Annotated in this window: 16 protein-coding genes; all 16 read right to left on the bottom strand. The window is 35.1% G+C overall.

Features of this window, described 5'->3' with window-relative positions:
• Nucleotides 1-11 precede the first annotated feature (11 nt).
• Nucleotides 12-1250 (bottom strand): replication-relaxation family protein, encoded by a 1239-nt coding sequence (locus HNQ85_RS16960; RefSeq protein ID WP_181538887.1) that lies wholly within the window; start codon nt 1248-1250, stop codon nt 12-14.
• Nucleotides 1251-2013: 763 nt separating this feature from the next.
• Complete coding sequence (locus tag HNQ85_RS16965; RefSeq protein ID WP_181538888.1) at nt 2014-2244, bottom strand: hypothetical protein; 231 nt, start codon at nt 2242-2244, stop codon at nt 2014-2016.
• A 103-nt stretch (nt 2245-2347) separates the two neighbouring features.
• Nucleotides 2348-2554, bottom strand: coding sequence for a hypothetical protein (locus HNQ85_RS16970; protein ID WP_181538889.1), 207 nt, complete (start codon nt 2552-2554; stop codon nt 2348-2350).
• A 362-nt stretch (nt 2555-2916) separates the two neighbouring features.
• The gene (locus HNQ85_RS16975; RefSeq protein WP_181538890.1) at nt 2917-4077 is read right to left on the bottom strand and encodes a DNA sulfur modification protein DndB; all 1161 of its coding nucleotides are present in this window, start codon (nt 4075-4077) and stop codon (nt 2917-2919) included.
• 719 nt (nt 4078-4796) lie between these two features.
• Nucleotides 4797-5984 (bottom strand): hypothetical protein, encoded by a 1188-nt coding sequence (locus HNQ85_RS16980; protein WP_181538891.1) that lies wholly within the window; start codon nt 5982-5984, stop codon nt 4797-4799.
• A gap of 28 nt (nt 5985-6012) precedes the next feature.
• Nucleotides 6013-7041, bottom strand: a complete 1029-nt coding sequence (locus tag HNQ85_RS16985; RefSeq protein ID WP_181538892.1) for a type II TA system antitoxin MqsA family protein — start codon at nt 7039-7041, stop codon at nt 6013-6015.
• 48 nt (nt 7042-7089) lie between these two features.
• On the bottom strand, nt 7090-7461 hold the full coding sequence (locus HNQ85_RS16990; RefSeq protein ID WP_181538893.1) for a type II toxin-antitoxin system MqsR family toxin: 372 nt from the start codon (nt 7459-7461) through the stop codon (nt 7090-7092).
• Nucleotides 7462-7633: 172 nt separating this feature from the next.
• Nucleotides 7634-8134 carry a site-specific integrase gene (locus HNQ85_RS16995; protein WP_246326905.1) on the bottom strand — a complete coding sequence of 167 codons (501 nt, stop codon included), beginning with the start codon at nt 8132-8134 and terminating at the stop codon, nt 7634-7636.
• A gap of 55 nt (nt 8135-8189) precedes the next feature.
• A complete protein-coding gene (locus HNQ85_RS17000; protein ID WP_181538895.1) occupies nt 8190-8369 on the bottom strand; it encodes a hypothetical protein in 180 nt (59 codons plus the stop codon).
• A 207-nt stretch (nt 8370-8576) separates the two neighbouring features.
• A complete protein-coding gene (locus HNQ85_RS17005) occupies nt 8577-9065 on the bottom strand; it encodes an arsinothricin resistance N-acetyltransferase ArsN1 family A (protein WP_181538896.1) in 489 nt (162 codons plus the stop codon).
• Nucleotides 9066-9086: 21 nt separating this feature from the next.
• Nucleotides 9087-10235 carry an inorganic phosphate transporter gene (locus tag HNQ85_RS17010; protein ID WP_181538897.1) on the bottom strand — a complete coding sequence of 383 codons (1149 nt, stop codon included), beginning with the start codon at nt 10233-10235 and terminating at the stop codon, nt 9087-9089.
• Between the two features lie 60 nt (nt 10236-10295).
• A complete protein-coding gene (gene vcpD, locus HNQ85_RS17015) occupies nt 10296-10694 on the bottom strand; it encodes an ArsD-related vicinal cysteine protein VcpD (RefSeq protein ID WP_181538898.1) in 399 nt (132 codons plus the stop codon).
• A gap of 24 nt (nt 10695-10718) precedes the next feature.
• On the bottom strand, nt 10719-11834 hold the full coding sequence (locus tag HNQ85_RS17020; protein WP_181538899.1) for a GTP-binding protein: 1116 nt from the start codon (nt 11832-11834) through the stop codon (nt 10719-10721).
• A gap of 31 nt (nt 11835-11865) precedes the next feature.
• A complete protein-coding gene (locus tag HNQ85_RS17025; RefSeq protein ID WP_181538900.1) occupies nt 11866-13089 on the bottom strand; it encodes an ATP-grasp domain-containing protein in 1224 nt (407 codons plus the stop codon).
• 11 nt (nt 13090-13100) lie between these two features.
• Nucleotides 13101-13400 (bottom strand): carboxymuconolactone decarboxylase family protein, encoded by a 300-nt coding sequence (locus HNQ85_RS17030; RefSeq protein WP_181538901.1) that lies wholly within the window; start codon nt 13398-13400, stop codon nt 13101-13103.
• A gap of 22 nt (nt 13401-13422) precedes the next feature.
• The gene (arsL, locus tag HNQ85_RS17035) at nt 13423-14697 is read right to left on the bottom strand and encodes an arsinothricin biosynthesis radical SAM protein ArsL (protein WP_181538902.1); all 1275 of its coding nucleotides are present in this window, start codon (nt 14695-14697) and stop codon (nt 13423-13425) included.
• Nucleotides 14698-14736: the final 39 nt, after the last annotated feature.

Genomic DNA, 14736 nt, shown 5'->3' on the forward strand with positions numbered 1-14736 from the left:
CTCCTTGTTTGTTACTCAATTCGTTCTAATTGAATGTAGCAGCAATGCCTTTGAAGAGAGCGTGCAGTCTTTTTTAATAATTCATCAACTTCGTAAGAATCAAGGGATTGAATAATAAAAGGTTTTTCGACAAAAATGCAATTAATATACGTAGCATTTAAGTCGTAGTCCTTAACTTCATCATATTTTTTAGCTTCCGGCTCAAAACGTTGGTAAAAATCGTACACCCGGCTATACAAAGCTGTATCCATCTCATGACAAACGACGTTGCTGTATAAATCAAATAATCCTGATTTTTTATGGATAGCTATCGAAAAAATGTTTCTTATAGGATTTCGCTTAGCGTAATTGGATACTTTATCGTATACATTTTCTAATTCTTTACGAATAGCTACACTTGCCGCTTTTTCATACTCGACACGATAATGCTCAAAAAGGACAGTATCTGGAACCCGGTCCATGGATGTCATCACTAGATAGAAATCCTTATGGAAATCACCAATCTCTTCGAAAAACGCACTCATCATATTCTCCCAACGCCGCTTCATACCGTGTTCACGTCTTTTTGCTTCAACAACAAAGATAATTCCTGTTGGTATTGGTTGCTCTGTTTTACGTAAATACTCTAAATAATTACGATACGTTTTGAATTTTTTTCGAAGCTGTTCATGTGTTTCTGTAGCGCGGTCGATTTCAATAGCAAAGATGCGTCCATCGGCTAATTTTATTTCTGCATCCGGACGATAGCGATACATCTGTCCATCGACTTGATACTTTTTGGATGCATATAGATTAAGGCGATGATATAAATCAATACCTTCAATCATTTTCAGCTGTTTAAAAAATTCAATGAGTAACAAATGATGAGTGGTTTGCTCTAGCGGAGGTTTGTAAACATCATATGGTAAATCAGCGTAACCTTCACCATGCAGTTGATCAGATAAAATCCACCCATCGCCTTTTTGTTCTTGTTCGATGTTCAACCAATGTTTTGCTAGTTCGTATCCCTTTTCGCTTAGATAATACATAGAGCCGCGCGAAAAACTTCCTTGCAGGCGATAAGAATTAACTAATTTTTGTTTTTTTAGTTTGCCTAAATAGTTATAGACGGATTTTTCTTGGGCAAGTGTATAATGACCGGAATGTATCATATGAGCAATCTGGTTAGCGGTCATACCGCGGTATTTGAATAGAATCTCAATGATTTTTAGTGAATGGATAGAAAGGTTATGCCCGAACAAATAAGACATCTGAAATCCCCCTCAAAAAATAATCGAAATGGGTGCAAATATTGTCGTGCTTTTGCTGCGAACATATGAAAATGAGTAAACGTCAAGCGGCTCAAGTCCTGAGCTGTTTGTAACTGTCTAAGAAATTGCAGTTACTGAGTAATCAATAGTAATCAATTAAGAAAACTTATTTCCAACGCGGTTACTGGGCTGATGAATCTTCTGATTGAAAACCTCATGACTCCATAGATTTCTGGAAACACAAAAAAACGACCTTACGTAATGTAAGCTCGTTTCTTCCTATCCCGTAATTTAGTTTTATTCATTTATCTCCATTCACCCACCAATAGCGTAAAAAAGGACATACGAGTAGCGGGACATTTTTTGTACTCTTCCACAAAGGTAAGATTTCTGGAATGATCAAGAATGCTTCCTTCGTGCACCATCCACCGATAACGGTGTTTTTTAACAAACTCCATTCATCCATTCAGGATGTTTAGTAATTTACCCGCTCACCAAATATATGGTGGCAAATTTATTGTACATTATTCCTCTTTTTATTTCTATAGAACATAACAAAAATGTTTAAGGTGTCTATTAAGTCTGGAGAGCATTTTTAATCTTACAGAATATAAAACCATTCCCCTATCAATTAAAACGCGTTATAAGCCAATTTGAGAAGCCTTTTTTGCTGAGGATATTTAAGAATGATTATGGTCTCACCAAAATCTGAAAAAAAAGTAACCAATCGTCCCCCCCATTATTGGAGCGCATTCAATAACAATCAATGTAAACGTGAAAAATACTTCTCTCCTACATATCCAGCTATTTTTCCGAACGCTTCGGATAATGCAAATTCAAGTTCGGGATGAATGACAATTGCTGTTTTATTGTTTGGAAACGTAAGTTGGATTTTGTATTCGTACTTGTCGGTTAGAAATATTTTAAATTCAACGGTTCCTTCTAGAGAGTCATAGTAGAACGTATCGTAAAGTCCTTCCCTAATTTCTCCCATATGTTAATCCCTCCCTTATTAAAACCTTTCAACGCAAGTAAATTACTTCCTTTTTATCAATGTTGAATGTTATTCTCTTTTTTCAATACAGAGGAGATTACATTCAGATAGATATCCGTGCCAATTGTTCTAGTGCCAACACAATCGCTCTGTCTTTGTTGCGATCAACAAACTTGACCATCGGTTTAGCATTGGGATTATCAAGGAATACCGCAGCTGCTTCGTAACCTCGAGCGGTTATATACACGTCGATTCGCGCTTTATATTTTCCGACTTCGCGGTAAAGTTCATCAACTTTGTATCCCGCCATATAAATCCCTCCCCTTTTGCCGATTAATTACGACAAAAGCAATCATTTCCCTTGGAGGTGATTAGCATATTTCTTACTAGCTTCTTCATATTGTTTCATCAATTTCATAACCACGTTGCGAATACGTGAATCCCAACAATCGTGGCAATATGTATTAAAATTCCGTCCATCGATACAGATATCAATAAGCTCCGATCTCTCAAATCGTTCGCAACAGTAATCACATAAATCTGTTTTCACAACAATCCCCTCCACCCATAAAACGAACTTATGTTCGTATTATAAACGGGTAATTTACTGTTTGCAAGTGACTTAATAAATGTTTTGTAAAAAAACACCACTTCAATGAGTGGTGTTTTTACTTATTTAAAATTAAATCCCAAATCTTTTAAAATTGCTTCCACTGTATTACTGATTGATTCACGTGAATTTGAGATTTTTTGGCTAGGTGTTATGACATTTCCTTTGAATATATAATTGTTTCTTGACCAATCATACGCCATTAACTTTTCAATTTCTAAAATAGCCCTAGATTCATCAAATTCTTTAAAAAAGATACCTGAAATTCTTGAAGCAATAACAATTCCTGTACCACTAGTTAGTAATGATTCATTTCTTAACTCTGGTGTTTTATCTCTGTTTTTCAAACATTGATTGATAAAACGATTGGATTTTAGTTTCGTAAAGAAGATAAGGGCTCTTTCTTTTACCTTCTCACGTTCGCTGGTGTTATCCTTCAACTCTTTTACTAATTTTTCTTCTCCTGTAGATTGGGAATTGTATCCCGCCAACTCGATTACTGCATTTTTTAGGTTATTAATAGTGTAAATGTCTTTGCTATTTTTTGACACACTCGTAGCCAACAATTCAGTTGTTTCCTGTAAATAGTCAATTTCTTCTAATAAATCAGCCACTATTCCAGCTAAAGGATCCCGTGTGTTAAATAAAGTATTAATAGAGCTAGTTGTTTGTTTAGCATTTTTGTTTACATCAACGAAATCCTGACGAATTTTCCGAGGCCTATTTTCAACAACTATATTTAACAACATATGGCTATCGGCAATATATTCAGGAGCTTCAGAAGCTAACTCCCTAATTGCAACTGAGCGATGATTCCCATCTAAACACTCAAATTCGTAATCAATCGGCAAAAAGATAATCCCTGCAAGCGAATCTGAAGGCAATATATCCGATTCATTTTCCTCAAATACAAATGGTCTAAATGGAAGCTTTTCATAAGAAACAAGGGTAATTGGAGGAATAGTATATTCTTCTTCTTCTTTGATATATTGTTTAATATCGTCCTTGTGCTTTTTGTCTAGGAAACGGTTTTTTATTTCAGATTTAATGATTTCTTGATTTTTCTTTTTCACCGATGATGTTTGGACAAATTTACCTAGCGTTTTATAAGGGATTGTGACTGCATACCATTCCCTTTTACCGCTAACGTATTTTAATGCAGGAAGCATTAAAGAACCTGTAGGTGTTCCTATACTTGGCATTTTTGCACTAATAGTTTGCATAAACAATCAACCTCCAAATATTTATTCTTGGCTGCATAATATAAGGAATTGCATACATCTATAGTCAACGTACAGTTTCTATGGCCGTTACGTGTTTACGTTAAATATGTATGCGCATTACGCCTATATATGACTCTGTTTCGTGAATAATTAATAAAAAACGTCTAACAGTTAACGTTAGACGTTTTACGTTTACCTATTTCACTTGCAATAATCATTTATTTTAAATCATCCATCGTCAGAACAATCGTCTTAATCTGCATATCCTCCCATGATAAAGATTTTATCCTGAATTTTGTTTTCAAGCTGAAAAAATGATGTAAGGAAGATTGAGAAAATCATTATATACAATAAAAAATGACCTCATATTCGTGTCTGTAAGACGCTTGTAGTTACACTCAAAGCAAACAAAATCTATATTACGTTTTATAATCGAAGTTCGCTCAAAAGCAAAGAAAAAGACGCTCAAAGCGTCTCTAATTCAGCGGTAATTATATTCAATTATTGTATGGTTCTAGCGTTGAGTTCAAATGGAACAAATACTTTACGCTCTGAATCAACTAAATGGCGCATTATCATGAATTAATCGAGCAAGTGAACGCAACCCATTCACTTTGTATTGCCCTTCAATCGCTCCTTTTTGTTACATAATCAAGATTATAGGAATAAATAAAAGAGGCGAATAAGATCGCCTCTTTTATCACTCTAAAAAGTTAAGTCTAATTCTTACTACTTAACTCTAAAATTACCTCATGATAGATTCTTTCTAGGTAGATACTTTCCTCTACGTCTGAAGTTATTTCACTTACCCTGTTAAACAACTCGATTAGATTCATCGTATTATTTATTAAGTTCTTATCGTACAGATCTTTGGCTTTCTTTTTAGTTTGTGTAGAGAGTTTTTGTTTAGAGTTCGTAATTTTTTTAAATAATAAATATATAACATCTGCTGATAAAGTGGACACATGTTTTAATTCGTTTATATATCCAAGCATTAAATTCTTATACTCTTCTAAATTAAATACATTTTGAATTTTTTCCCTTACATTATTTACACTGGTAGAGTGATTGATATTGAAAACAGCATCCTCTAATTTACTTACCGCGCCAAAAGAAAAATTATTCGTTTTATCTACAATTTTGTACCTTAACTCTAAAGAAAACGTTTTATCTCTTATTTCATTGTTAGAAAGCAAAGCACCGAAGTACACCTCACCAACACCAGGTACCACAATCGGATTTTCAAGCTGAAAAAAGACTTTAATTTCAGAGTCGCTCATATAAGCCTTTTCAATAATAAAGAATGTTTTATTTTTCTTGGCATAAGAATGAAGTGCTAATAAAATTAAATAAATTGCTAAGTGATTATCATAATTATTATATCGAGTGGATGTAATACCTCTTAAAAACCAGTCATCCTGATGTTTAATTAATCTATACTGTCTTTTCTCCGTTTTTAATTTTTCAAATAATTCTTCAATATTTTCCCTTAATAAATCAGTATAACCTCTCTCTAAACAGAATTTAGAGAACATCCCCATATCAAAAAGATCATTAAGAAACTCATAAGTAAAGTTATAAATACCTGTAGCATTTAAGTCATCTTTTTTAAATCTCAATATAATCTGATTTTTGTCTGAAAAACCTATAAGCTCTATGTTCTCTAAAGTTTCTATGAAATCTTGCTTTTCTGCATCTATTTGATCAAAAGCTGCTAATAATTCTCTAGATCCCCTAATTTTTAGTTCTTCATCTAACTCCCCATAAGCTTCTAATGGAAAAAATTCGCGAACCTGGTCATCCAGTTCTCTTTCCTCTTTTATTAAATACTTTAAATCCCTTATTAAAGCTCCTTCTGAAGAACAAATTTCCCCTGATAACATGGTGCTATATAAATGTTTCCCCATTTTATCTCCCCTCCCCTTTAATAAATTATTATGATAATGATAATTCAAAAGCATATTCGTATGAAATTGGATTATTTTCTTCAGTATTTAGCCAACCAGATTCATGATGAGAATAATTAGAGATACTTTTAGATGAGTGATGCTTTAAAGCCTCATAAACATCATGTAATACTTCTAGTTCTTCTGTTTCGAATACTGATTCATCTAAATGACTATCTTTAGATTTAAATAACTCAGCTAAATTAGGATAACCAAAATCAATGTATTCTCGTGAAATCTCTCCTGTTTTTAAAACCATCGCTATAAGTAAATCGTGTTCATCAGGAACAGGTCCCATAGGTAAACGTACATATCTTAATCCAGTTATAGAAAGGGTATTTCTTTTGAAGTTTAGAAAATCGGAATACCATAAGTATTTCATTAATTTAACTTTATATAACTCAGGATCTCTTATAGCAAAAAACTTAACTACATGAATAAATTTATTTAGATCAAATTCTTTAAACCCTGTATATATGTTTTTTTCCTTTTTTAAACAATTTTCAAATACTTCGCTTAATGTATCTTTTTCATAAATATGCATACTAATTTTGGATCTAAGTTTTTCTACCTCCTTTGCACTTAAATTAGATGCATTTAATTCCAAAAGTCGCAACAAATTTTTGGGATTTTCGAGGATTAAAACTAATTCGTTATTATGACTGGAACTCTGTATAGCACCACTCTCATAACGTGACAGAGTAACATGACTCCAACCTAAAATTTTAGCGAGCTGTCTTTGACTAATACCGTACTTATTTCTTAAAGCAATTATTTCCGATGGTTGTAATAAACCTTTACGATTTCTGTACTCTGTGTAAACTCTCTGGTAATTTTTTTCTTCTAATTGGGGATCAGGAACAACATTTTTACATTCTTGACATTCCAAATAATCTGCTTCAATTTCTATATTTTCATCTTTAACCTGAAAAATCTTCTTCAATTTTATAGGCTTCATTGAAGTATAATCTAAGCAGTCTGGACAAAACTTTTCTAAAGCCCCTTTATTATTATTCATCTTTAACCTCCTATTTCGTATCCTAACCCCTTTCCTTTAAGCTATCCTTTATTTATAAGGATAGCTTAAAGGGAATTCTGCTTCATGAAATGAAATACATACACACTGAGTCCCGTACTTCGTTGGTACTAAGTGAATCTTGATGTAAATATCAAGACCATTAATTTTTTTACCAAATTCCCAAATATTACCCTCTTTAGAGCCAAACTCGCTTTTATTGTCTTCAGGCCCAGCAATGTAATCCTTATAACTCAGCCTCAGTATTTCATCTCTTGCATTGTTAGGAGTAAATCCCAACTTCAATAAAGTTCGTTCATTTTTTTCCCTGGTTGTGAGCAACCTAAAATTATCAGGAGATTCACTGATAATTCGTTTAATTTGAACTAGAACGCGATTAATTAATTGGATTTGCAACGACAAATATAACCACATCCTCGAAAATAATTGCTTTATTTGGTATTTTGATTTTATACCATATCAAAGGAGTGGTCAATAAAAATGTTATCAATTGATAACACTATATGTAGTATGGCTTTTTTGGTTCTTGAATATACAAGCAAAAATGAATTTAAAAAAGTAACCTCATTTGGATTCATAATCGAAAGTCTTCTAACACTTTGTCCATCATATCATCATTAATACCGATGTACCGTAAGGTAATCGACGGTGCGGAATGTCCAAAAATCTGCTGCAACATCGCGACATCCTTTGTCTGTTGGTAAAAGTGATATCCAAACGTTTTTCGCATCGTATGGGTGCCAATCGGTCCTTCTACACCACATGCTTTGGCTGCCTCATTAATGATCCGCCAAGCCGTTTCGCGGCCAATCGGACGGTCCCCTTTTCGTGATTGGAATAAATAATCAGAATCGGCCATTCCTCGTGTATATTTCTCGATTTCCTGCTTTAACGCTGCGGTCATTTTAATTTTGCGAACATTACCGGTCTTTTTTTCTTTGACACGCAAATGCTCCGTATATTTCACATCCATGACGCGTAACGGCAAGATGTCGCTAATCCGGAGGCCGGAGTTAATCCCGAATGTAAATAAGAAATAGTCGCGATACGATTGATGCAACAAATACTCCTTCATGGCGCGAATTTTCTCTGGATCACGAATGGGCTCAACGCTATTTTGCCCTTGTATCTTAATCACGGATCTCATCCTTTCGTACTTCATAAATCCGAGGTTCGATATTTTTCGTTTGGGCAGCTTCCGCACAGTCCCCACAAACGATATTGTTGTCAATCACGACATAATACACGATTTCATTCGGACGAAAGTCTTGGTGACATACTTGGCAATAACTCACGTGCGTTGTTTTCATGAAATTCCCTCCAAAACGTTAGATTCAATACAACAAATATATTCTATATGTTGCATTCAAATTCCTTCCGAAGTCGAGAAAAATTAAAAACCCCTTGAAAATCAAGGGGTTTTTCGTGTTTTATCGGGTGTTGTTGAATGCAACATAATAGACATTATGTGGAATAAATTAGAGACACAAAAAAAAGAAGCCAATGAATGGCTTCCCTTAAAATAATAGTTTTTCCATTGCCATGACGTCTACAAATTTCCCATCTAGTATTCCTTGATTTTTAAATATACCTACTTCTCGAAATCCCATTTTTCGATACAAGTTTTGTCCTATTTGATTAAATGGGAATGTAAACAAGACCAGCTTATAAAACCCATTCTCCTTCGCCTTTTCTTCTAAAGCTGAAAGGAGTACTGAACCAAGTCCTTTACCTCTCCATGACCGTTCAATATAAATGGATATATCAGCAACACCATCATAGGCACAACGATGTGAATAGGGATTTAATGAAGCCCATCCACGTATTTTTTCATCACCGATTACAAGAACAGTATAGCGATCAGGACGATGTCGATACCAATTTTTTATGTAATCAATCGACTTTAAATCTTGTTCTAAAGTGGCTATTCTATCCTCAATTCCTTGATTATAAATATCAAGGATCTCTAAAAGGTCATCTTCCCTTGCTTGACGGACGATCCACACTTAGGCATCACCATTTTCTCTTTATTTGACAAAAGTTAAAATATAATACGCTAAAATACCTAATATACCAGCTCCTGGTAAGGTTACAATCCAAGACAATACCATGTCACGAACTACAGACCAATTAACAGCATTTTTATTTTTCCTTAGTCCTGCACCAATAATAGCTGTTGTCGAAACATGAGTAGTAGAGACTGGTAGCCCTAGTTGGCTGGAAGCCATAACAAGTACTGTTGTAGTTAATACGGAAGAAACACTACTCTGGTTATCGAGTTGCGCAACTTTTCTTGCCAAGAGTTGAGTAACTGATACCCCCTTAACAAGGCTGCCTATACTCATAGATACTGTTACCAGCAAAAATAATGGAAACAAAGCGTCGATATTTTTAATGTTAATTGACGTTATAGCAACTAGCGCTGTAATTGCGACAATTTTAGGAGTATCATTCACTGCACGAACAAAGCAAATCGCACCGCTTGAAACCCAGGTAATACCTTTACCTGCACTTGAAGGTAGTTTGATAAACTGAATGAGAAAAGTCAATGCCCAAGCAATGCTTAAACCAAGCAGCGGACTAAGAAGAAGAGGCATTACTACCTTACTTACAAGGCTAGACCACACAACGCTTGAAACCCCAAGAGCTACGCAGCCAACCATAATAACAGAACCGACTATAGAATGTGTTGTTGAAACCGGAAGAGAAAAGCGGGTAGCCAATGCAACCCATAACGTTGCTCCGATTGCCATGGATAAAGCCATTATGGTATTAACTTCATAATTAGAGTTAATCAAACCGCCAGTAAACAGTTTTAACAACTTTATTGCAAAGTAAATAGATAATGTTCCGCCAAAAGCAGTGACAATTGCTCCGTAAATTAAAGCTGTCCACTCCTTGGCTGCTCCTGAAGCTACAAGAGGTGCTACTCCTTTTGATACATCATTACCGCCATTTTCAGCAGCCAACCAAGCTACAATTGTAATACCAATAATAGATCCTAACGAATAATTAGGAACAAGACCCGTCCTGATGAAAATGAGTGTTGTTACTACAGCTATTAAAAGACCAGTTAACGGGTTTTTTGTAAGAGGAGTCATCTTATATAGAGAAGCATTCTTCTTAAATATTTTACTATTTGGACTGTTTATCGAGGTGGTTGAATGTTGTTTCATAATATCCCCTTTCTAATATAGTAGTCTTTGTATTTAAAAAGACCGGAGATTACCGGTCTTTTAAGTACTAATCATAATCTCATCGTTAATAGATTGATAAATTTCTTCTAATCGAGGAAATGTAGCCAAGGACAATAATTTACCGTTTACAATTACAGCCGGTGTAGCATACTGTATAGTTTTTTCGGCATTAGATGCTATTGCTCTAAGTCCTCTTTCTTCTAATATGGAAGTCAATTTTTTTTGAGTCAAAACCAAATCTAGATGAATTTGGTAATTATATATTTGAACAATTACTTGATCCTTAAACTTTTCTAATAAACGTTGCTTTAGTTCCTGCATTTCAGCATCTGATTCGTTAGAGACTGTATCACAACATCCACTTTGTGGTGAGCATTCAGTGCTTTCGGATTGAACAAGGTATTTTGGAAATAGCTCAACCAATAGTTTTTTTTTCATGAAAATCTCCTTTCCAAAATATTATTAAGACTGAAGTATTAATCTATGAGTTGGGACAGGAGGTTTTGGACTAAAGCACTCATGGTAGCTCGCTTTCCAATGAGTTCCGTATTGTTGGTTAGTTGCTTCAATGGCATCGGCTACAATTAAATCCAACATGGATGGGTTAGCTTCTATACGAATGTTGAGAAGAACACGAAATTGTTTATTTGGGCTACCATCAGTAATGGTAAAAATCGGAGCTTCACCCGTTTTGATCATACTTGCTTTTACATAGCCATTACTTTGCCCCAATTGGATTTTAAGATGAGCAATCGCCATTTTTTCTCGAAGGAAATGTCCATTCAGCGTTTCAAGAAAAGAATCTACCCATTCCTTTGGATCAAATGTGCTATTTTCCAAATGAGTTAAATCTCCCAATATGTTCATCCAAGCTAATTGTGCTTCGCCTTCTGCGTACAAATCGTAATCAATATCCAGTACCTTGTCCCCACCTACAGTATCGGAAAGCCAAAGATCTATTAATTCTTCGAGAAAGTCTCCTCGCTCTGCCGAAATTGTTCTAATTTCAGCTTGGGGATAACGTTGTTTTAAAAACTTGATTACTCCATCAATTTCTTCATGCTGGAACCTATCCAATTTGTTTAATGCGATAATATCAGCTTCTGCAAGTTGTTTTTCGAAAATATAACTAACAGAAGGGGAAAATATTTTATTTTTGCCATCCATTTTATAATCAAGGTTGTCCATCAATCGGGAAGGGTCCACAACAATCGTTAAGGGGGCTGTTTTAAATTCATCTGCGTAATACTTTTTCATCGGTTGAATGACAGTAGCTGCTAAATCTGTACAACTACCTACTGCTTCCGCTAAAATAACATCTGGTTGTTTTTCCTTTAATAATAGAGTGAGATTTTTGTATAAATCTTCAAACTGACAACAGAAGCACCCGCCAGTAACTTCTTCTGCATCTAAACCATTATTTCGTACTAGTTCAGTATCAATTAGTTCCTTTCCTTGATCATTTGTTACAATTGCTACTCTTTTTCCACGTTTCTGTAACTTTTTTGCTGTTTGAATTAACGTTGTAGTTTTACCAGCTCCCAGAAAACCACCTAAAAGAACTAATTTAGCTGCCATATTATCACCACCACTTATTATTGAAATGATATTAGATAATTCGTAGTTCTAAGGATTTTAATATTTCCTCAGATATTTCTGAAGCGTGGGTATCCGATGAACCTTGGGCTATAATATAACCTAACCGATTATAATTACTTGTAGTCTGAGGAACGATTTCGCCTGGATGTACGTTTAGTTTGCCATCAACTAGATTGCAATGTCCTTCTGTAAAAATTGTGTCATTAATCAATACAGTTCCTGGTTGATCAGCGATTAAAAAACGGATTGCGGCAGAAGGAGCCTGAACAGGATGTTTAGGTGCATCCCTAAGAGTTCCGCCTAAGGCGATATGTAACGCTAACTCGGCCAAATCATACCCTGTAACAATTCGAACTAGCTTTGGTATCTGGTCTCCTCCCGGTCTAGCATTTACTTCAATAATGTGCCAACCTGATGAAGTTTTCTTTATTTCAACATGAGTAACAGCATTTTGAATCCCTAGTACAAGAAGAGCTTTTGAGATAAGTTGGTGAACAGATTGATAATCTTCAGAACTTAGTGTATATGGAACTGTATGACCAATCTCAATTGAATAGGGAGGAGAAGTGATTTTCTTTTCAGTAATCGCAATGATTGTGGTTTCCCCGTTTATAGTTACTGATTCCACACTAAATTCTGGGCCTTCCAAGTATTCTTCAATAAGGATTTCAGGATCAATAGGTTGTCCAATAAAATTTGTATTTTTATTTTTAATTTCCTGGATTGCTTGAACTACTTCGTCCTGAGACTGACATCTCCTGACAAGTTGGCTACCAGAGTCGTTAGAAGGTTTTACGATAACAGGAAAAGAAAATTGTTTCAAAGCTTCTAGAGATTCATCAGGAGACTTAACTAAAACAAATTGAACTTGGTCTACTTTGGAATCATATAAAATTTTCCTTGTAAGCTTTTTGTTTCGACAATTTAAAGCAGCCTGCAAACTTAAGCCTTTTTTCAATCCGATGGCTTCAGATATTCGAGCACATAAAGGAATCCTATACTCATTCATGGTAAAAACCGCTTGAATATCATATTGCTCGGCTAATTCTATTGATTTTTCAACTACTAACAACTCATTGTTAAGATCCACTTCAATAGGAACATCAACGGAGAAAGCTTCTTCCAAATTAATGGACTTTCTAAAAAGAATGGTTTTAAATCCTTTGGCTTTAACTAGGTCTATTTCATTATCACGTGGAGCAACGAGTATGATTGCTGATTTACTTTGAGACAATCTTATCCCACCTATTCACAACATTTAGAGGATTTGTTTGTTGATGTAGATACATTGAACGAAGCTAATCCGTTGATTTTTTGTCCTCTCATAGCAACAGTGATAGCGCTTATATGACCTATTTCTTCGTTTGTAAGACCTAATTGTTTCGCAGTAAGAACGGCATTTTTTAAGGTATTAGCATCTTCCATAGCCAGAGCCGTTGCAAGTATAACGAGAATACGGTCTCGCTCAGATAAAACTCCACCTTCTAAAGCTTCGGTAAAAAAGGTATCAAATTCTTTTTGCAATTTATTATTTAATGCTAACACTAATATCACCCCAATCTGAGAATTAGCATTTCAAACAACAACGTTTAAAAATCCCTTCTTCTGGAGGGGATAGGATTTTATAATATAATTCATCTATTTGAGGATCAGGATGTTTCCACTCATAATGAAATTCATATTCTGTTAATTCAAGTGCTTGAATTGATGGACGAGATAACAATGGTGAACCCTTATATAAGTAAAGTCTGGTTTCATATTGAATGGGATCAATAATATCCTCAAGTTGATTTTCAGCTACAAAAGCACGGAAAGTAGAAAGATCTTCTAATTTCGTCCAAGGATTAAACATAATGAATGTCGGATTTAACTTGATTCCAATTTCTCTTAAATAGGCAATAGCATCCTCGATATCTGAAACCGTGGTTTCCTTTGCAACAGCATCAAGCACTTCGTCTGAAGGAAATTCAAGAGCAGATGTAATGAATTTAACACCTAATTCTTTCATCTCACGAAGAGTCTCTTTGTTTTCTAAAATGTGGTCAACCCGAGTAGTAAAATCATATGTTAAATGTGGAAATTCAGCGTGTAATTTTCTCAGGATTTTAATACCATGGTATTTAGCATTAAAGAAATCCGCATCAATAAATGTGAGATGGGTCATTCCTCCTTCTACGAGCTGCCGGACATCTTCTAATACTATTTCTTCTGGAATCAATATCACTTTTCCATCATAGGCTGCATATACAGAACAATATAAGCACTTATGATGGCATCCTCGAGCTATCTCTGTAGAACCAACGATTTGAGGTGAACCAAGAAGCTTATCTATTTGCCTTTGAGGATACTTGTACAAAGGCGGAAGAAGGTGTCGACTTGGAACATCTAAATGATCCCGTGACATAAAAGGATGAACATAAACTCCTTTTTTTGCCTGTTCTGCAAACAACACTCCTGGTATTTCACTCTGAGTATCGCCAGAAAGATGCCGAGCTAAATATACTAACGGCTTTTCCCATTCACCACATACACAGGAATCACTGTATTTTCCGGCTAAACGGTTCGCATGAATCGTCGCGTGCTGACCAAAAAAAGTAATATGAGCATTCGGATTAATAGTTCTAGCCATTTTTGCCACTTCAATACCAGCGTGAACAGCATCGAACAGGGGAATAGAGATGGCTACTAAATCAGCTGAAGAGAAACGATTCTCTTGTACCCCTTCAACGTAGGTATCCAAGACAGATACATGAAAGCCATCTTTTATTAACGGAGTTGCTGCAGTGGCAATGGTATTAGGCTGAAAACCACCTTCAAATGTAGAAACGAGTAAAATATTCATAATCCATCCCGCCTTTTTCACTTTATTAGTTGTAAAATG

Source organism: [Anoxybacillus] calidus (genome assembly GCF_013760845.1).
In the GTDB taxonomy this organism is placed as follows: Bacteria; Bacillota; Bacilli; order Bacillales; family Anoxybacillaceae; genus Paranoxybacillus; species Paranoxybacillus calidus.